This window comes from Pseudomonas sp. PAMC 25886, assembly GCF_000242655.1.
Classification (GTDB): Bacteria; Pseudomonadota; Gammaproteobacteria; order Pseudomonadales; family Pseudomonadaceae; genus Aquipseudomonas.
In genome coordinates this window covers 565,846-584,621 of sequence record NZ_AHHC01000050.1, presented here as the reverse complement: position 1 = coordinate 584,621, position 18,776 = coordinate 565,846, and the positions used below count along the sequence as shown (strand labels likewise).

Genomic DNA, 18,776 nt, shown 5'->3' with positions numbered 1-18,776 from the left:
CCGAGAATGACGTATGCCCGGCACCCGCATCACCACCTACGGCATGGAACAGCGCAGCGACCGCTCCGACTTCTACATCCGCGACAAGCGGGGCAGGGCGGCGCTGACCAGTCCCCATCGCCACGAATATTTCCAGATCCAGATCAACCTCGGCGGCGACACCGTGCAGCACATTGGCGGTGCGGTGCGCCCGTTCCCGAAAAAGGCCCTGGCCTTTATCCTGCCTCATCGCCTGCACGTGATCCCCCATCCCGAAGACGGCGACTTCATGCTGATCAATTTCAGCCAGGGGTTTTTCCTGCCGCAACTGACCTGCGACCCGCTGGACCTGGAAGACATTCCCATCGGCCAGGCCCCTGAGCTGTCGCCGTTCCGTTTCCAGGAACAACTGGATTTCATCCTTGAAGACGCGGCATTCGAGGAAGTCAAAACCTGGCTGGAACACATGCGCACCCTCGACGCCCACCGCAGCTTCGGCGCCCGGGAGCGGCTCAAGGGTTACCTGTTCCAGTTGATCGGGCTGGTGTGCCAACAGTACGCCGAACCGCTCCAGGCGTTCGCCGCCAACAACGCCACCCGCCGTGGCCGCAAGGACGCCCTGGCGCGGGTGCAAGGCTACATCCGTGAGCATCTGCACGAACCGTCGCTGAACCTCACCGAAGCGGCGGCGGCCGCCTTTCTGTCGCCCAACTACCTGACCCACCTGCTGCGCAAGGAAACCGGCAAGCCCTTTTCCCAACTGGTGCTCGACCGGCGCATGCAACTGGCGCGCACGCTGCTGCTCAACAGCCCGCAGAGGATCGGCGCAATCGCCGACCGTTGCGGGTTTACCGATGAAGCGTATTTTTCCCGGTGTTTTCGCAAGGCCCACGGGCTGGCGCCAGGGCAGTTCAGGCGGCGTGAGCAGGATTAACGCGTCATTCGGCTGACTGTTTTACAAATCCAACACAACCCATGTGTTTCAATTTACATACAATTGAGCGTCTCGGTGAAGCTGGGCGACGACGTTCGCTATCAGAAACACAAGGTGCAATGAGTGTATGAGTGAGCTGGAACCCCCTCCATCCAACGCCTTCCGCTATTTTGTTGTCGGGGTTCTGTGTGTGGCGGTGATGCTGGGGGCCTATTTCGTTCGGCTCAATGCCCAGGTTGACCGGCAGCGGGAAGAAGCGGCTGAGCGCTTGGCGTTGTGCCGTCAGGCGGCCGCCGTTTCGCGTTCCTCTCCTCAGGACGAATTGGTGCTGGTGGATCCGTGCAGACACGTGAGTGAGCATTACCTGAAGAAGCCCACGCACTTTTAATTAATAACCTTATTTTTATCGCGGAATTAAACAGCGCAAGTTTGTTTAATTTATGGGGTTATTGCACCAAAAAGTGGCATTTTTAATAATCGGATCCATTAAAAATGTGTGGTTATTGAATGACTTAGCGCTGTTTTAATCCGACGAAAGGTTGAAAATTATCTTGTTACAAGTTTTCCCGCTGGGTAATATAGCCGGGCGTTCACCTCCCACGGTTTATGCATTTTTAAATCCCAAGTTTCCATCAGCTACTTGGGATTTTTTTTGCCCGCGATTTGACCTTTGTATCAATTCGCCACGTCGGCAAACTCCGCGCGCATCCGGCCATTGCGCTTGGCCTGGTACAGCAGCTTGTCGACCGCTTCGACAAACTCCAGCGCCGCGCTGCCCGGTTTTACCGTGCAAGTGCCTACCCCAAGACTCAGCGTCAGCAGGTCGGACACCGCCGAATGCCCATGCCCGATCTGTTGCTGGCGTATCAGGTGCAGGCAGCGTTCGGCCACGCGCCGGGCGGATTCGGCATCGGTTTCCGGCAGCAACCACACAAACTCTTCACCGCCGATGCGCGCAATGAAATCCCGTGGCCGGTTGGCCGCCTGCGACAGCGTGCGTGCCACCTGGCGCAGGCACTCGTCGCCCTTGATATGGCCGTAGAGGTCGTTGTACTGCTTGAAATAATCGATATCCAGCAGGATCAACGACAGCGGCAATTGGCTGCGCTGGGCACTGGTCCATTCGCGCGCCAGCACGGTGTCGAACATGCGCCGGTTGGCGATGCCGGTCAGGCCGTCCTGGAAGGAATATTCCTCCAGCTGTTTCTGCAGGCGGATCAAGTGCTCTTCGGTCTTCTTGCGCTCGCTGATATCGAACATGAAGCCGATCAGCGCTTGCACCTCGCCGTCCTTGCGCTCCACGTGCACCACGTCGCGAATCCACACGTACTCGCCGCTGGCGGTCAGGGCCCGGTAATCGGCTTCGTGGTCGACCCCGGCGCGGGACTGCGAGACGCAGAAGTTGACCACGTATTCGCGGTCGTCCGGGTGCATGCGTTCCACCCAGTCATCGACGGTGGCCCAGCTCTGCGGGGTCCAGCCCAGCAATGTCTCGATTTGCGGGCCGATGTAGCTGAAGGTCATGGTTGCCCAGTCGATGCGCCAGGGAATGGCCTTGGTCGATTCCAGCAAGGTCTTGTACACGGCACTGTCGGGTTCGCTCGGCGGTTCGATGCTCATAGGGGGCGCTCTTGATGGCGGCAAAAACCCAGAGCATCTGGCCATCATCGACAGGAATCAAGTGCTTCACGCGGCATCGGATGAGAGGTCGTGGCGTGGTTTTTCTGGCGTCAGCCGGCCAGCGCTTTTAGCCAAAATGAGCACTGAGTATCACTTTTGACTTAATTCCCCGGCAGGTTGAAAAAGCTCATCTACCCTAGACGGATCACGTCCACCGAGTCTGGTCCAGCGAAGGGTGCCCGCATGGTCTCGATAGCCGAGTTTCGCCACATCATGGAGTCGGGCTTCCTGCCCCTTGCCTGTGACTGCTCGTTGAACAGCGACGGTTCGCTGCGCATCAATATCTTCGACCCGGTCTCCGGCCGCGTCGACCTGCTGTTGACCCGCGTCTCGCCCCAGGGTCTGGACAGCATCCGTTCCATCTCAAACCTGATTGGCGAACTGCGCACCGAGATCAAGGCCGGGCGCAGGGGGTTTGCGGCGGTCAGTTAGTCGATCAGGAGATCGCTTGTGCCGTAGGGGTCGTGACTACCCCGTAACCGCGCCAGCAGCAATGCTCGCGGTGCCCCGGCAGGAACACGCATCCGCCAAGGTTCATGAGCAGGACGGCGGCAACCAGCAGTGAAATTCGACGAGACATGGTGATTTCCTCAAGGTAGTGAACGTTGCCGCTCAACAGGCAGGCCTGCGGATTGCCAACGGTTAACCCTTGAACGCGACCGCCTGGCCAAATCCGTCGCGGCTTTTTGCATATTTCATCAAACCCCCGCAAACCCTGGGCAATACTGGCCCTGTCTGGCGTGCTCGCGCGTCGCGAAAAAAAATCATTTTTGACGCGACGGATTTCCCCGGCACCCGCCGTTCAACCCTGCAGCTGCGATCACTGGCGATCGCCGATGAAGGAGTTGTCATGAGAGTTGCACGACCGCTGGCCACATTACGTTATGCCTTGTTGCTCCCGCTGGCCCTGGCTGCCCTGGTCAGCACGCCGACCTTTGCCCAGACCGAAGTGATCATCCGCGATGCGCCGCCGCCGATGCGCGTCGAGGCGGTTCCCGTCGAGCGTCCTGGCTATGTCTGGGACCGCGGGCACTGGCGCTACGAAGGGCGTGGCTACGTGTGGGTGCCGGGCCATTGGCAGCCGGTGATGCGCAACGCCCGTTGGGAACCTGGCCACTGGGAGTCGCGCGGCCCCAACTGGTTCTGGATCGAAGGCCACTGGATTCGCTGACCCGCCCGTCAACCTGACCCTTAGCCACCGGACCGAGACTTGCCCTATTGAAAGACACTGATCCGGACGTTGAGCTGTTGGCCCGCATCGGTAACAACGAACCGGCGGCCATCAACGAAATGGTGACGCGCAAACTTCCACGTTTGTTGGCGCTCGCCAGTCGGATCCTCGGGGATGCCGACGAGGCCAGGGACGTGGCCCAGGAAAGCTTCCTGCGTATCTGGCGCCAGGCTGCGAACTGGCGCAGCGGCGAAGCGCGCTTCGACACCTGGTTGCACCGCGTGGTGCTCAACCTGTGCCATGACCATTTGCGTCGGCGCAAGGAGCGCCCGTTGAACGACGAGGAGGCCATGAACGACGTGGTCGACAGTGCGCCTGCGCCCGATGAGCAGCTCGAAGCGGTTGCCCGCAGCGAGCATATGGCGCGGGCGTTGGCGTCGCTGCCTGATCGCCAGCGCGAGGCGATCGTGCTGCAGTACTATCAAGAGCTGTCGAATATCGACGCCGCGGCGCTGATGAACATCAGCGTCGAGGCACTGGAGAGCCTGCTGTCACGGGCCCGGCGCAACTTGCGCAGTTACCTTGACGACACACCCGGGCCCGCCCGCCCAGGAAGGGGAAAACCATGACGCCCGAACGATTTGCCCAATTGGCCGAGGCTTACGGCGGCCACTTGCACCGTTGGCCCCGGGCCGAACAGGCCGAGGCCCAGGCACTGCTGGATGCAGGCGATTCCGGCGCTCAGGAGGTGTTGCATCAGGCACGCTGGCTCGATGGCCAACTGGATGGCTATCAACTGGCGCCGGTCGACCCGGCGCTGGCGCGGCAGATCCGCCAGTCGTTTCCCCAGCGCCCGTCCTTCTGGGCGCGCTACGCCGGCTGGCTGTCGCCCGCCGGTTTCGTCGGCGTGGGCATTGCCGGGATCGCCGCCGGAATCCTGGTGGCGTCCTTGAGCGTGCCGCTGCCCATGCTCGGCCCTGAAGTCCTGCCGAGTGTCTTCGACCAGGGCGACGCCGAAGTCGTCTTCACCGTCAACGCCGAGGAAAGCGAGCAATGACCCCGTCACCCAAATACCTGAAGCCGCTGCTGGTTGTGTCGGTGTTGTTCAACGTGTTTTTGATCGGCGGGGTCGGCGGTGGCCTGTACCACTGGCTGGCGAATACCAAACCCGCCGAGGCCGTGGTGAACCAGCATGGCTTGCGCCAGGCGATGGTCAAGCTGCCGCCGGAACGGCGCAAGGAATTGCGCCAACTGCTGCGTCAGAATCGCTCGGACAGTCAACCGCTGGTGCTGGCCGGGCGCGAGGCGCGGCTGGATGTGATCAAGCAACTGGAAGCGCCAACCCTGGACCGCGAGGCATTGGTGACCGACCTGGGCAAAGCCCGGGAAGCCGACATGGCGCTCCGGGCGTTGGTGGACAACACCCTAGCGCAGTTCGCCAGCACCTTGCCCCGGGACGAGCGCCAGCGGTTGGTGGAAGCGTTGTATCTGAGGGGGCAGGCGAAGGGCCAGGTCGCCAAAAAGAACTGAGACGGGCGACGGATGATCGTTCCCACGCTCTGCGTGGGAATGCCGCCTCGGACGCTCTGCGTCCCACTGGCGATGCAAGGATCAGCTCTTGCGCAGGGGTGACGCGGAGCGTCACGGGATGCATTCCCACGCTGAGCGTGGGAACGAGTTTGACGAGACCGGCGACGGATTTTCCCGGCTGACGACGTTTAACCCCGGTAAGCCCGCCACTCAGGCGACGGCTAGTCTCATTGGGGAACCGCACCATGTCCCGCCTATTCAAAGCCACGCTGACCGCCACGTTGATGGCGGCTGCGTTATCCGGTTGTATTGTCGAACCTGTTCACCCGCGTCGTCCGCCCCCCTTGGTTGAAGTGGTGCCGGTGGCACCGGCGCCGGGGTATCAGTGGGTGCGGGGGCACTATCGCTGGGGGAACGGGCAGTGGTTATGGGTGCCGGGGCATTGGCGGTATTGATCCTTCACCACTGTCAGCAACAACACCGGCTCCCACCTGTGGTAGGGGCTCCGTCAGCACTTTCCTGAACGTCTCCACCAACGGCCGCAAATTGATCCGGTGCCACGCCGCCCACAGCGGTGTGGTGTAGGTCAGCCACGGCAACTCCCGCAGCACCACGCCCGGTGGTGCATTGCGGCTCAAACCCTTTTGCACCATCGCCACACCCAACCCCGACGCCACCAGTCCTAGCGCGGTAAACGGCTCGCTGGCTTCCATCGGAATCTGCGGGGTGAAACCTGCCCGAATGCACGCCGCGACGAAGTCATCCGCCGGGTTTGCGCCGGGTTTGCGTTGTACGCCGATCCATTGTTGCTCGGCGAGGTGTTCGGGCAGCAGTTCGCTGAGGCTGGCCAGCGGATGCTGCTCGGGCAGCGCCAGCAACATCGGATCGTCCAGCACTTGCAAGGCAATCAGGTCCGGGTCATCTGCTGCCGGCGGTTCACCTACCAGGGCGATGTCGAGGCTGCGCTGGCGCAAGCCTTCCAGTTGCTCAATGGAGGGCAGGTTGTACAGGGCGATATGCACGTTGGGCCGGGCGTCACGCAGTACCTTCAGGGCGTTGGGCAGTACGCCCGCGTGCATGGCGTTTTCGATGTAGCCGATACACAACCCGCCTTCTTCGCCTTTGCCCAGGCGCCGACCCAACGATTCCAGGCGGTTGGCGTGGGTCAGCAGCGCCTTGGTTTCGGCGAGGAACGTCTGGCCATCGCGGGTCAGGCGGATGCGCTGTTGGCTGCGCTCGAACAGGGTCAAACCCAGGCGCTCTTCCAGTTGGGCGATTTGCCGGCTCAGGGGCGATTGGGAGATGTGCAACCGTTCGGCAGCACGCCCCACGTGTTCTTCTTCAGCGACTACAACGAAGTAGCGCAGTTGGCGAAAATCGATCATGTCAGACCTGTAAGGACTCAAGTTGGTCGCAGTATGTCTTGGACGGTCCGATCTCTGCAATCTACGATCTGCTCAACGGTCAACACAGCGACCTTGAACAATCTTGAGGATTTACCCCATGAGCTTGAAAGACAAACTGCCCGGCGTGCTGGGTTTTGGCACCGCCCCGTTGGGCAACATGTTCCGTGCAATTCCTGAAGACGAGGCGCAAGCCACTGTCGAAGCGGCCTGGAACCAGGGCGTGCGTTACTTCGACACCGCGCCGTTCTACGGTTCGGGCCTCTCGGAAATTCGCCTGGGCCAGGCCCTGTCGAAGTACAACCGCGACGACTACGTGCTCAGCACCAAGGTCGGCCGGGTGATCCTGGATGAAGTGGAAGAAAGCGCCCGCGACCTGGGCGAGAAAAGCGGCGTGTTCGAACATGGCCGGCCGAACAAGATGGTCAACGACTACAGCGCCGACGCCACCCTGCGTTCCATCGAAGACAGCCTCAACCGGCTGCAAACCGATCGCCTCGACATTGTGTGGATTCACGACATCGCCCAGGACTTCTACGGCGACCAATGGCTGGACTACTTCAATCAGGCGCGCACCGGGGCTTTCAAAGTGCTGACCCGCCTGCGTGAAGAAGGCGTGATCAAGGCCTGGGGCCTGGGCGTCAACCGCGTCGAACCGTGCGAATTGACCCTGGACCTCACCGAAGCCCAGCCCGATGGCTTCCTGCTCGCGGGCCGCTACACCTTGCTCGACCACGAACGTGCCTTGCAGCGCCTGATGGACGCGGCCCTGGCGCAGAACGTCGAGATCGTGGTCGGCGGCCCGTACAGCTCGGGGATCCTGGCCGGCGGTGCACATTTTGAATACCAGAAAGCCAGCCCGGCGATCATCAGCAAGGTCGAGCAGATCAAGGCGATTGCCGCTGCCCATGGCGTCAGCGTGAAAGCCGCGGCCCTGCAATTCTCCCTGGCCCACCCGGCGGTGGCGGCAGTGATTCCGGGTGCCAGTCGTCCGGGTCGAATTGCCGAAGACGTCGCGGCGTTGTCAGAGAAGATTCCCGCAGCCTTTTGGCAGGCCCTGCGCGAGGCCCGATTGATTTCGGCCCGTGCACCGCTGCCGCTCTAACCACAGGAACGCGAACGATGAAAATTGATATCAGTGGCAAAGTCGCAATCGTCAGTGGCAGCACCGCCGGGATCGGTCTGGGCATCAGCCAGGCCCTGGCCCAATCCGGCGCCACGGTGGTGGTGATCGGGCGTGAATCGGGCAAGGTCGACGAGGCGCTGGCGACGATTCGCCAGGCCGTACCCGGCGCCGAGTTGCGTGGATTGGTGGCGGACCTGGGCACGCTGGAGGGCGCTGAAAAACTGTTCGCCGCCGAGCCGCGGGCCGACATCCTGGTGAACAACCTCGGGATCTTCAACGACGTCGATTTCTTCGACGCACCCGACAGCGAGTGGACGCGTTTTTACGAGGTCAACGTGATCTCCGGCGTGCGGTTGTCGCGGCATTACACGCCGGGCATGGTCAAGCAGGGCTGGGGCCGGGTGATCTTCATATCGTCTGAATCCGGCGTGGCAACTCCCGCCGACATGATCAACTACGGCGTCACCAAAAGCGCCAACCTGGCGGTGTCCCACGGGCTGGCCAAACGGCTGGCGGGCACCGGGGTGACGGTCAACGCGATCCTGCCGGGCCCGACCTTTACCGATGGGCTGGAGCACATGCTCAAGGACGCCGTGGCCAAGTCCGGCCGCAGTGCGCGGGACGAGGCCGATGTGTTTGTGCGCAATGCGCGGCCGACGTCGATCATCCAGCGCGCAGCGAATGTGGATGAAGTGGCGAATCTGGTGGCGTACATTGCTTCACCGTTGTCCTCTGCAACCACCGGTGCCGCATTGCGGGTCGACGGCGGCGTTGTCGACAGCATGGCAATCTGATTTTTCTTGAATGGTTTGGAGTGTGAATCGTGGCAAAAGCATCTGCTGTTATTGAAATTCCGGTTTCGGCCGAACAGGTTTGGCAATTGGTGGGCGGCTTCAATTCGCTGCCGGATTGGCTGCCCTTCATCGTCAAGAGCGAGCCGAGCGAAGGCGGGCGTGTGCGTCATCTGCAAACTGCGGATGGCGGTGTGGTGGTGGAGCGGTTGCAAAGCTTTGATAACGTCGCACGCACCTACAGCTACTCGATCAGCGAGTCGCCGTTTCCAGTGAGTGAATACCTGGCGACCTTGAAGGTAGAAGGGCTGAATGCCCGTTCTGCCAAGGTGACCTGGTCGGGCGTGTTTACCCCGGTGGCCGGTGTGACGGACGCGGCGGTGGAGGAGTTGTTTGCCGGTGTGTACAGCGGTGGGCTGGAAGCGCTGCGGGGCAATTTCCCGGGTTAATAAGGCTCAACTGTAGGAGCTGGCTTGCCGGCGATCGCATCAGCTCGGTGTACCTGATGCACCGAGGTGTCTGCATCGCCGGCAAGCCAGCTCCTACATTGGGTTTGTGGTGTTCTTCAGGCTTCTGGCATCAGTTGTTGGCGGCATTCGAGGATGAGCTTTGCGCCGCCACTTTCGCTGCTGCCCACTTCCAGTTTGAAGCCGTGCAGGTTGATGATCGCGGCCACAATCGACAACCCCAACCCAAACCCGCCTTGTTGCTGATTGCCTTCGTCCACTCGGTAAAAGCGTTGGAACACTGCGGCACGTTCCGCTGCAGGAATCCCGGGCCCGGAGTCGAGCACTTCTATGCGGGTGCTGCCGGCATCGTTCACGCCCCGCAGGATCACTTCACCGCCCGGTGGGGTGAATTTGATTGAGTTGCTCAGCAGGTTGGCCAGGGCTTCGAACAGCAAGGCGCGGTCGCCGGTGATCCACGGTAACGAGGCCGGTACTTCCAGCAGCAATTCCATCTCGCCTTCTTCTGCCAGCGGCAGGTAGAAGTCGTGGAGTTCCTGCAGCAAGGGCAGGGGGTCGAGCACCAGGAAGCCGGAGCGGCGCTGGTGGTCTTCCAGTTCGGAAATCCGCAGCAGACCGCGAAAACGCGCCATCAAGGTGTCGGTCTCGGCAATGGCCGCGTCCAGTTGCAGGGCGTGGGGCGCGTCTTCATCGGCCTGCTGCTGGATCCGGTACAACTGGGCCCGCAGGCGAGTGAGCGGGGTGCGCAGGTCGTGGGCGATGTTGTCGCACACGCCCTTGACCTCGTTCATCAGCTTCTCGATGCGGTCGAGCATTGCGTTGACGATGGCCGCCAGCATGTCCAGTTCATCGCGTCGGTCCGACAGCGGCAAGCGGTGAGTCAGGTCGCCGGCCACGATGGCTTCGGCGCTGGCCTGGATCCCGCGAATCCGCCGTAACGGGCGTCGCCGGAGCAGGTGCCAGCCGGCCGCGCCGGGAATGATCGTCAGGGTGATCCCCCACAACAAGGCATGCAGGATGATCCGCGTCACGCCAAACAGCGAGCCGTTGGCGCGCACCAGGATCAGCCAGCGCCCGTCTTCGGTGTGGGTGGCCACGGCGTCGCAGCTGTCGCGGGGCAGTTTCGGGTCGTCGGAGTTGATGCAGTTGGCCAGGGCATGGATGTGCCCGTCCATCGGCAGGTCCGGCGGTATCACGCGGATCGGGCCGCTGATGGGGTTGAACTGATCGTCGAACAGCCCGTAGGCGTCCACGCCCTTCATGTCGAAGGTCATGCTGGTGGTCAGGGCTTCCACCAGTTCTTCACCGTCAAAACGCTGGAACAGGTGTTGGCGCTGCATCAACGAGTGGCGCGAGAGGTCGCCCAGGTAACCGGACACCTCGTAGTACAGCACGCCCATGAGGATGCAGCTCCAGGCCACGAACAACGAACTGTAGAGCGCCAGCAGCCGGCTGCTGGAGGAACGCCAGCCTTTAGAGGGGTTCAGCAATGACATACCCGGAACCTCGTACCGTGCGGATCAGCGGCGTGAGGCCCGGCGGGTCGATTTTTTTGCGCAGGCGACCGATGTGCACATCGATCAGGTTGGTGCCCGGGTCGAAGTGATACCCCCAGACTTCCTCGAAGATCATCATCCGCGACAGGATTTGCCCGGTGTTGCGCATCAGGAATTCCAGCAGTTTGTATTCCGTCGGCAACAGGCTCAGGGGCTGTTCGGCGCGGCTGGCTTCACGGCTGATCAGGTTCAGTTCCAGATCGGCCACGCGCAGCGCGGTTTCGAATTCCTTGACCGTGCTTTTGCGGCGCAGCAGCACTTCGACGCGGGCGGCCATTTCGTCGGAGGCGAACGGTTTGGTCAGGTAGTCATCGCCACCGGCCCGCAGGCCGCGTACCCGTTCATCCACGTCGGAGAGGGCGCTGATCATCAGGATCGGTGTCGACACGCCAATGGTGCGCAGGGTGGTGACGATGGCCAGGCCATCCAGTTCCGGGAGCATGCGGTCGAGGGTGATCAGGTCGTAATCACCGCTGACGGCACGGACCAGGCCTTCGCGGCCATTGTCTACCCAGTCTACGTCCAGTCCATGGCTACTCAGCTCGGCAACGATCTCGCGGGCCGTTACGGCGTCGTCCTCGATGGTCAAAATGCGGGTCATAAGGATTACCTGGTGAGCGATTCACACTGAAGTACGGGCATTTTGCCAAGAAATGATAGCCCGCTTCCTAAATAAAAATTTATGTAGGCATAAACGACACAATTCACCTTACCCCGGTGAATCTGAACGAATGCTGTGCGCGCAGGATTTTTTGCACTTCATCGCTGACGCACGGGTTGTTTCCTACGAGGAATGCATAACGCCCGCCGCGCCGGGGCGTTTCTTGCAAGTTGCATGGTTCAGATTAGTTCAAATTACTTAAAGCATTGAAATATATGAAGTTTTAATTTAATGGCTCCTGGCACGTCGCCTGCACTGTCCCTTTTGAGACTTGTAACACTATTTTTCATGCCTGGAGCAAAACAACAATGATCACATCCTCATCCACGCTGCAAGAGTCGAGCGCGCTCTCCGGGGTTTCCTGGGGGGCGATATTTGCCGGGGCCGCTGCTGCGGCTGCGCTGTCCTTGATATTGGTACTGCTGGGCTTCGGCCTGGGCTTTTCGGCGGTGTCGCCGTGGGCCGACAGTGGCATCAGCGCCAAGGGGCTTGGCATTTCCACCATTGTCTGGCTGGCGGTTACGCAAATCATTGCGTCGGGGATGGGCGGTTACCTCGCCGGTCGCCTGCGGGTGAAATGGGCCAACATGCACGGCGATGAGGTGTACTTTCGCGACACCGCCCATGGTTTCCTGGCCTGGGCCGTGGCCACACTGGTGACGGCGGTGCTGATCGTCGGTTCGGTCAGCAGTGTGGTCAGCGGTGGTGTAAAGGCCGGTGCCAGTGTGGCCTCGGGTGCTGCCAGTGGCATGAGCCAGGTGGCGGGTGCGGCGACCAAGGGTGAAGACTTCGGCTATTACGTCGACAGCCTGTTCCGCGATGATCGCCCGGCAGCCGTCAGTGATGACGCGGTGCACGGTGTCGTCGCCCGCATCTTTGCCCGTACCGTGAGCAACAACGGCCAGTTGGCACCGGAAGACCGTGCGTACCTTGCGCAGTTGATCAGCCAGCGTACCAACCTCAGCCAGGCTGATGCCGAGGCGCGTGTCGACCAGGTCTACGGCCAGGCTCAGAAAACACTGGATGACGCCAAGTTGAAAGCCAAGCAAGCCGCCGACACTGCTGCGAAGGTCGCTGCCTATACGTCGCTGTGGACCTTCGTGGCGCTGTTGATCGGTGCGTTTTTTGCCAGCCTCGCTGCGACTTTTGGTGGTCGTCGCCGGGACGCGGTGGTGTATCTGGAAACTGATGCGTACACCACTTCCACTTCGCTGCCACCTGTTCGTTAATTCAAGGAGAACGTCATGCGCTCATTACTGCTGTTTTTCCTCGGTGTGCCTATCCCGGTCATTATCCTGATCGCGATCTTCATGCACTGATCCTGCTGTCTGTTTGACCCAAGCCGCGCCTGCTCCAGCAGGTGCGGCTTTTTGTTGTTTGTTAATTGTTGCTTAACCGCCTTTTGGCTAAGCTCCCGTCCCATGAGCCGCTATCTGCGTTTTTTCCTGGTCCTGCTGTTGAGTCTCGCGCTTCCCCTGACCGGGATGGCGGGCGTGCCTTCGAGCACCGAGCCATGCCCGATGCAGATGTCCGACATGCAGATGATGAGCGACATGTCCCCGGACTGTTGCGCGGACGGTGCGGGCCACGCCGACCACGGAAAAAGCTGCAAGCCCGGCCAGGAATGCAAGACCGGCGGCATGCTGCAGCTGTCCATGCCCGTGCTCAAGTCACCCGTTGCTGTGTCCAGTCCGGTGGTTGCCGGCCTGGGTTCTGATTTCATCCCCGACCGCACGCCGTCCGGCGTCTGGCGCCCGCCCCGTACCTGAATCCTGTTGCACCTGAAGACTCGTCCCTGACCCGGGATGGCCTTGCTGTGGGCCGCGTAAAGCGGTGCGCAGCGCAACAGAACAGGAACCTTCAAGATGAATTCCCTATGCGTGCGTGCCCTGGTGGTGGGCGTGCTGGCGTGGCCGACGCTGGCGTCTGCGCTGACCCTGGATGAAGCCCTGCGCCTGGCGCAAAACAACGCGCCGTCGCTGGCGGCTGAATCCGCAAAATTGCAGGCTGCCACCCAGGCGGCGATTCCGGCAGGCGAACTGCCGGACCCGAAACTGGTGCTGGGCCTGCAAAATTTCCCCATTGGCGGGCCCAATCGCGGCACGCTGTATGGCGATGACATGACCGAGCAAATGATCGGTATCCAGCAACAAGTGCCCAGCCGCGACAAGCGCAAGGCGCGGGTGGCGTTGGCCTCGGCCAGCGTAGACACAGCGGCCGCCGAAGGCCGGATCGAACGCCTGAACGTGCGCCAGGCCACTGCCCAGGCGTGGATTCGCGCCTATGCGGTGGAGCGCAAGGAAGCGCTGTTCAAGGACTTCTATCAGCAGAATCGCCTGCTGCAAGACACCGTGCGGGCGCAATTGGCCGGTGGCCGTGGCCAGCCGTCCGACGCCGTGATCCCCCGGCAGGAAGCCGCCGACCTTGCCGAGCGTGAGGACGAGCTGACCCAGCAACGGGCCCAGGCTCGCGCAGCCCTCAAGCGCTGGATCGGACCCGCCGCCAGCGAAGCCCCCAGCGGCCAGTTACCGAACTGGACAATCGACACCCACGGCTTCACCCACAACCTGCACCAGCACCCGGAGCTGCAAGCCTTTGTGCCGCGTACCCGCGAGGCCGAAGCCCGGCTGAACGAGGCCAAGGCGCAGAAGACTTCGGACTGGAGTTGGGAGGTGGACTACCAGCACCGTGGCCGCGAATACGGTGACATGGTCAGCCTGCAATTCACCTTCGACCTACCGATCTTCCCCGGTCGCCGGCAGAACCCCGGCATCGCCGCCAAGCAGGCTCAACTCGACCAGCTGGACGCCGAGCGCGAAGCCAAGACCCGTGAACACACCCAGGAACTCGAAGACGACCTGGCCAACTATCAGCGCCTGGACCGCGCCGTGCAGCGCAGCCAGGACAGCCTGGTGCCGCTGGCCGAGGAGAAGGTAGCCCTGAGCCTGGCGGGTTACCGCGCGGGCAAGGGCGACCTGATGAACGTGGTCAGCGCCCGCCGCGAGTGGGTCGAGGCACGCTTCAAACAGATTGATGCCATTGAGCAGCGCGCCCTGACCGGCGCCCAGCTGTATTTCGCTTACGGGGAACCCGCCAATGAATAACCGAATCGTGAACGCGGCGCTGCTGGGCGGTGTGTTGCTGTTGGGGCTGGGTGGCGGCTACTGGCTGGCACAGAAACCGGCCATGACCGGCGCGATGCAGGCGCCGGACGAGAAAAAGGCGCTGTACTGGTACGACCCGATGTACCCGCAGCAAAAGTTCGACAAGCCGGGCAAGTCGCCCTTTATGGACATGCAGTTGGTGCCGCGTTATGGCGGTGAGCAGGGCGCGGCTGCGGATACGGCGGCGATCAGTATCGATCCGAGCCTGACCCAGAACATCGGCGTACGGCTGGTGAGTGTCAGTCGTGGCGTGTTGGCGTCGAGCCTTGAACTGTCGGGGATTGTTGCCTTCAACGACCGCGATGTGGCGGTGGTGCAGGCGCGCGGTGCGGGATTTGTCGAGCGGGTTTACGCCCGGGCGCCGGGTGATGTGCTTAAGGCTGACGCGCCCCTCGCCGACATTCTGGTGCCGGAATGGGCCGCCGCTCAGGAAGAGTTCCTGGCCCTGCGCCACAGCGATCCCGGCCTGTTGGCCGCCGCCCGCCAACGCCTGCGCCTGAGTGGCATGCCCGCCGGGTTGATCGCGCAAATGGAGCGCAGCGGCCGGGTGCAATCGGTGATGACCATTACCAGCCCGTTGGGCGGCGCGTTGCAAACCCTGGACGTGCGCGAAGGCATGACCGTCGCGGCCGGCCAAACCCTGGCGCGGGTCAATGGCCTGGGCACCGTGTGGCTGCAAGTCGCCGTGCCTGAAGCCCAGGGTGCAGAGCTGGCCGTTGGGCAAACTGTCGAGAGTCGTTTTGTCGGGTTGCCGGGGCAAGTCGTTAAAGGCACCGTCGCGGCGATTCTGCCGGCCACCGCCCTGGACAGCCGCACGGTGCAGGTTCGGGTCGAGTTGCCCAACCCTGACGGCCGGTTGCGGCCTGGCATGACCGCCCAGGTGCGCCTCGCTCAATCCACCGGCCAATCGGTGCTGTTGCTGCCGAGCGAGGCATTGATTCGCACCGGCAAACGCGTGCTGGTGATGGTGGCCGAGGAGGGCGGACGTTACCGCCCGGTGGAGGTCCAGGTGGGCGCGGAAAACCAGGACCAGAGCGTGATCGTCGCCGGCTTGCAGGAAGGCCAGCAGGTGGTCGCCTCGGGTCAATTCCTGCTGGATTCTGACGCAAGTTTGAGGGGAATTACCGCTCCGGCGTCCGACGGTTTTAAAAACGATGCCTCCATGGACGGCATGAGCCTGCAACCGGGAGCCCGGCCATGATCGCCCTGTTGATTCGCTGGTCGGTGGCCAACCGTTTTCTGGTGTTGCTGGCCACGCTGTTTGTCACGGCCTGGGGTCTGTGGTCGATCCAGAACACGCCGGTGGACGCCTTACCGGACCTGTCGGATGTGCAGGTGATCATCCGCACGCCGTACCCGGGCCAGGCGCCGCAGATTGTCGAGAACCAGGTCACCTACCCGATGACCACCACCATGCTCTCGGTGCCGGGGGCGAAGACCGTGCGCGGCTTTTCGTTCTTCGGCGACAGCTACGTCTACGTGCTGTTTGACGAAGGCACCGACCTGTATTGGGCGCGCTCGCGGGTGCTGGAATACCTGAGCCAATTGCAGGCGCGCTTGCCGGCGTCAGCCAAGCCGGCGCTGGGCCCGGATGCCACCGGTGTCGGCTGGATCTACCAGTACGCCCTGGTGGACCGCACCGGAAAACATGACCTGGCGCAGTTGCGCTCGTTGCAGGACTGGTTCCTCAAGTTCGAACTCAAGACCCTGCCCAACGTCGCCGAAGTGGCAACCATTGGCGGCCAGGTCAAGCAATACCAGGTGCAGATCGACCCGCTGGCCCTGGCCAGTCGCGCTATCACCCAGGCGCAAGTGGTGGAGGCCATCGGCAAGGCGAATCAGGAAACCGGCGGCTCGGTGCTGAACATGGGCGAGTCGGAATACATGGTGCGCGCCTCCGGGTACCTGAAAACCCTGGAGGACTTCCGCGCCATTCCCCTGCGGCTCGACGCCAACAACGTGCCGGTGACCCTCGGGGACGTGGCGACGATCCAGCTGGGCCCGGACATGCGCCGGGGCATCAGCGAGCTGGACGGTGAAGGCGAGGCGGTGGGCGGCGTGGTGATCCTGCGCAGTGGCAAGAACGCTCGCGAGGCCATCGCGGCGGTCAAGAGCAAGCTGGAGCAACTGAAAACCAGCCTGCCGCCCGGCGTGGAAATCGTCACCACTTACGATCGCAGCAAACTGATCGACCGCGCCGTGGACAACCTCAGCCACAAGCTGCTGGAGGAGTTCCTGGTGGTGGCGCTGGTGTGCGGGATCTTCCTGTGGCACCTGCGCTCCTCCCTGGTGGCGATCATCTCGTTGCCGGTGGGGGTGTTGATGGCTTTTATCGTGATGCGTTTCCAGGGGATCAACGCCAACATCATGTCCCTGGGCGGGATTGCGATTGCCATCGGCGCGATGGTCGATGGCGCGGTGGTGATGATCGAGAACGCCCACAAGAAGATCGAGGCCTGGCACCACGCGCATACGAACCAGGAATTGAAGGGTGAAGAACACTGGAAAGTCATCACCGATGCAGCGGTGGAGGTGGGGCCTGCGCTGTTTTTCTGCCTGCTGATCATCACCTTGTCGTTTATCCCGGTGTTCACCCTGCAAGCCCAGGAAGGCCGGTTGTTCGGGCCGCTGGCCTACACCAAGACCTACGCCATGGCCGCAGCGGCGGGGTTGTCGGTGACCCTGATTCCGGTGCTGATGGGTTACTGGATTCGCGGGCGCATTCCCGACGAGCAACGCAACCCGCTGAATCGCGGCCTGATCAGGCTCTATCAGCCGGCCCTGGAAGCCGTATTGCGCTGGCCGCGGATAACCTTGCTGGTGGCGTTGTTAATGGTCGCCAGTGCGCTGTGGCCGGTGTCGCACCTGGGCGGTGAATTCCTGCCGCCGCTGGATGAGGGCGACCTGCTGTACATGCCTTCGGCGCTGCCGGGGTTGTCGACGCAAACAGCCGGTGCCTTGTTGCAGCGTACCGACCGCCTGATCAAGAGCGTGCCGGAAGTTGCCCATGTGTTCGGCAAGGCTGGTCGCGCGGAAACCGCCACCGACCCGGCGCCGCTGGAAATGTTCGAAACCACCATCGAGTTCAAGCCGCGAGACCAATGGCGCCCGGGCATGACCCCGGAAAAACTGGTGAAGGAACTCGACCGTGTGGTGCAGGTGCCGGGGCTGACCAATATCTGGATTCCGCCGATCCGCAACCGCATCGACATGCTCGCCACCGGGGTCAAGAGCCCGATTGGCGTGAAGGTCGCAGGTACCAGCCTGATGCAGATCGACGCCGTGACCCAGGCCGTGGAAAAGGTCGCCAAGACGGTGCCCGGCGTCAGCTCGGCCCTGGCTGAACGCCTGACGGGCGGGCGCTACATCGACGTGGATATCGACCGCCCGGCCGCCGCCCGTTATGGCCTGAACATCACCGATGTGCAGTCCATCGTCTCCGGGGCGATTGGCGGTGAAAACATCGGCGAGACGGTCGAAGGGCTGGCGCGGTTTCCCATCAACTTGCGTTACCCGAAGGAATGGCGCGACTCGGTGAGCGCGCTGGGCAACCTGCCGATCTACACGCCGTCGGGCAGCCAGATCACCCTGGGCACCGTGGCGAGGATCAAGGTCACCGAAGGCCCGCCCATGCTCAAGAGCGAAAACGCCCGGCCTTCCGGGTGGGTGTACATCGACGTGCGCGACCGCGACCTGGCGTCGGTGGTGAAGGACTTGCGTGAGGCGATCAACCGGCAGGTGCAGTTGCAACCGGGCATGAGCCTCAGCTATTCGGGGCAGTTCGAGTTCCTGGAGCGGGCCAATGAGCGCCTGAAACTGGTGGTGCCGGCGACTTTGCTGATCATCTTCGTATTGCTGTACCTGACGTTCCGCCGGGTGGATGAAGCGCTGCTGATCCTCGCCACGTTGCCGTTTGCGCTGACCGGTGGGGTGTGGTTGTTGTACTGGCTGGGCTTCAATTTGTCGGTGGCCACCGGTGTCGGGTTTATTGCGTTGGCGGGGGTATCGGCGGAGTTCGGCGTGATCATGCTGCTGTACCTGAAAAACGCCTGGGCTGAACGCCAGGGAGAAGGGGACCAGGCGTTGCTGGACGCCATCACCGAAGGCGCCGTACTGCGCGTGCGCCCCAAGGCGATGACCGTGGCCGTGATCATCGCCGGCTTGCTGCCGATTTTGTTGGGCGGCGGCACCGGCAGCGAAGTCATGAGCCGAATTGCCGCGCCCATGATCGGCGGCATGCTCACGGCACCGCTGCTCTCACTGTTCGTCATCCCGGCGGCGTACCGCCTGATGCGCCGCCCCCGAACCTGATGG

Annotated in this window: 21 protein-coding genes; 16 read left to right on the top strand and 5 right to left on the bottom strand. The window is 62.3% G+C overall.

Annotation, left to right across the window (positions count from 1 at the left end):
* Nucleotides 1-13: 13 nt before the first annotated feature.
* Complete coding sequence (locus MUM_RS0118260) at nt 14-913, top strand: helix-turn-helix transcriptional regulator (RefSeq protein WP_010172387.1); 900 nt, start codon at nt 14-16, stop codon at nt 911-913.
* Between the two features lie 127 nt (nt 914-1,040).
* A complete protein-coding gene (locus tag MUM_RS0118255; protein WP_010172385.1) occupies nt 1,041-1,301 on the top strand; it encodes a hypothetical protein in 261 nt (86 codons plus the stop codon).
* A 287-nt stretch (nt 1,302-1,588) separates the two neighbouring features.
* Here MUM_RS0118255 and MUM_RS0118250 read toward each other — a convergent pair whose 3' ends face one another.
* Nucleotides 1,589-2,533 (bottom strand): sensor domain-containing diguanylate cyclase, encoded by a 945-nt coding sequence (locus tag MUM_RS0118250; RefSeq protein WP_010172383.1) that lies wholly within the window; start codon nt 2,531-2,533, stop codon nt 1,589-1,591.
* A gap of 243 nt (nt 2,534-2,776) precedes the next feature.
* Here MUM_RS0118250 and MUM_RS0118245 point away from each other — a divergent pair, with 243 nt between their 5' ends.
* A complete protein-coding gene (locus MUM_RS0118245; protein ID WP_010172381.1) occupies nt 2,777-3,025 on the top strand; it encodes a DUF1652 domain-containing protein in 249 nt (82 codons plus the stop codon).
* A gap of 4 nt (nt 3,026-3,029) precedes the next feature.
* On the opposite strand, the gene MUM_RS1000000134610 is transcribed toward MUM_RS0118245, so the two are convergent.
* On the bottom strand, nt 3,030-3,173 hold the full coding sequence (locus MUM_RS1000000134610; protein ID WP_166742173.1) for a hypothetical protein: 144 nt from the start codon (nt 3,171-3,173) through the stop codon (nt 3,030-3,032).
* Nucleotides 3,174-3,443: 270 nt separating this feature from the next.
* On the opposite strand from MUM_RS1000000134610, the gene MUM_RS0118240 reads away from it, so the two are divergent.
* From MUM_RS0118240 to MUM_RS1000000133360, 5 genes are all read left to right on the top strand, one after another.
* Complete coding sequence (locus MUM_RS0118240; RefSeq protein ID WP_010172379.1) at nt 3,444-3,764, top strand: YXWGXW repeat-containing protein; 321 nt, start codon at nt 3,444-3,446, stop codon at nt 3,762-3,764.
* 47 nt (nt 3,765-3,811) lie between these two features.
* On the top strand, nt 3,812-4,393 hold the full coding sequence (locus MUM_RS0118235; RefSeq protein ID WP_010172377.1) for an RNA polymerase sigma factor: 582 nt from the start codon (nt 3,812-3,814) through the stop codon (nt 4,391-4,393).
* Nucleotides 4,390-4,821 (top strand): hypothetical protein, encoded by a 432-nt coding sequence (locus MUM_RS0118230; RefSeq protein ID WP_010172375.1) that lies wholly within the window; start codon nt 4,390-4,392, stop codon nt 4,819-4,821. The genes MUM_RS0118235 and MUM_RS0118230 overlap by 4 nt, the downstream gene beginning before the upstream one ends.
* On the top strand, nt 4,818-5,294 hold the full coding sequence (locus tag MUM_RS0118225) for a periplasmic heavy metal sensor (RefSeq protein ID WP_010172373.1): 477 nt from the start codon (nt 4,818-4,820) through the stop codon (nt 5,292-5,294). Before MUM_RS0118230 ends, MUM_RS0118225 begins: the two co-directional genes overlap by 4 nt.
* Before the next feature lie 245 nt (nt 5,295-5,539).
* Nucleotides 5,540-5,749: a YXWGXW repeat-containing protein gene (locus MUM_RS1000000133360; RefSeq protein WP_081480101.1), complete on the top strand. Its 210-nt coding sequence runs from the start codon at nt 5,540-5,542 to the stop codon at nt 5,747-5,749.
* On the opposite strand, the gene MUM_RS0118220 is transcribed toward MUM_RS1000000133360, so the two are convergent.
* Entirely contained in the window at nt 5,720-6,679 is a 960-nt protein-coding gene (locus tag MUM_RS0118220) for a LysR substrate-binding domain-containing protein (RefSeq protein WP_010172371.1), read from the bottom strand. The two genes, MUM_RS1000000133360 and MUM_RS0118220, sit on opposite strands and share 30 nt — an antisense overlap.
* A 118-nt stretch (nt 6,680-6,797) precedes the next feature.
* Between MUM_RS0118220 and MUM_RS0118215 the strand changes: the two genes are divergently transcribed.
* From MUM_RS0118215 to MUM_RS0118205, 3 genes are read left to right on the top strand one after another with little or no spacing between them, the layout of a single operon-like run.
* Nucleotides 6,798-7,802 carry an aldo/keto reductase gene (locus tag MUM_RS0118215; RefSeq protein WP_010172369.1) on the top strand — a complete coding sequence of 335 codons (1,005 nt, stop codon included), beginning with the start codon at nt 6,798-6,800 and terminating at the stop codon, nt 7,800-7,802.
* A gap of 17 nt (nt 7,803-7,819) precedes the next feature.
* On the top strand, nt 7,820-8,617 hold the full coding sequence (locus MUM_RS0118210; RefSeq protein WP_010172366.1) for an SDR family NAD(P)-dependent oxidoreductase: 798 nt from the start codon (nt 7,820-7,822) through the stop codon (nt 8,615-8,617).
* Between the two features lie 29 nt (nt 8,618-8,646).
* Nucleotides 8,647-9,063, top strand: coding sequence for an SRPBCC family protein (locus MUM_RS0118205; protein WP_010172364.1), 417 nt, complete (start codon nt 8,647-8,649; stop codon nt 9,061-9,063).
* 116 nt (nt 9,064-9,179) lie between these two features.
* Here the strand turns inward: MUM_RS0118205 and MUM_RS0118200 are convergent, their stop codons facing one another.
* Nucleotides 9,180-10,577, bottom strand: a complete 1,398-nt coding sequence (locus MUM_RS0118200; RefSeq protein WP_010172362.1) for a sensor histidine kinase — start codon at nt 10,575-10,577, stop codon at nt 9,180-9,182.
* On the bottom strand, nt 10,555-11,238 hold the full coding sequence (locus MUM_RS0118195; protein WP_003219726.1) for a response regulator transcription factor: 684 nt from the start codon (nt 11,236-11,238) through the stop codon (nt 10,555-10,557). Before MUM_RS0118195 ends, MUM_RS0118200 begins: the two co-directional genes overlap by 23 nt.
* 368 nt (nt 11,239-11,606) lie before the next feature.
* Between MUM_RS0118195 and MUM_RS0118190 the strand changes: the two genes are divergently transcribed.
* The 5 genes from MUM_RS0118190 (at nt 11,607) to MUM_RS0118165 (ending at nt 18,773) form a co-directional block, all read left to right on the top strand.
* Complete coding sequence (locus tag MUM_RS0118190) at nt 11,607-12,527, top strand: hypothetical protein (RefSeq protein WP_010172358.1); 921 nt, start codon at nt 11,607-11,609, stop codon at nt 12,525-12,527.
* A 192-nt stretch (nt 12,528-12,719) separates the two neighbouring features.
* On the top strand, nt 12,720-13,067 hold the full coding sequence (locus MUM_RS0118180; protein WP_010172354.1) for a hypothetical protein: 348 nt from the start codon (nt 12,720-12,722) through the stop codon (nt 13,065-13,067).
* 96 nt (nt 13,068-13,163) lie between these two features.
* Nucleotides 13,164-14,402 carry a TolC family protein gene (locus tag MUM_RS0118175; protein WP_010172353.1) on the top strand — a complete coding sequence of 413 codons (1,239 nt, stop codon included), beginning with the start codon at nt 13,164-13,166 and terminating at the stop codon, nt 14,400-14,402.
* On the top strand, nt 14,395-15,663 hold the full coding sequence (locus MUM_RS0118170; protein ID WP_010172351.1) for an efflux RND transporter periplasmic adaptor subunit: 1,269 nt from the start codon (nt 14,395-14,397) through the stop codon (nt 15,661-15,663). Before MUM_RS0118175 ends, MUM_RS0118170 begins: the two co-directional genes overlap by 8 nt.
* The gene (locus tag MUM_RS0118165; protein WP_010172349.1) at nt 15,660-18,773 is read left to right on the top strand and encodes an efflux RND transporter permease subunit; all 3,114 of its coding nucleotides are present in this window, start codon (nt 15,660-15,662) and stop codon (nt 18,771-18,773) included. Before MUM_RS0118170 ends, MUM_RS0118165 begins: the two co-directional genes overlap by 4 nt.
* Nucleotides 18,774-18,776 lie beyond the last annotated feature (3 nt).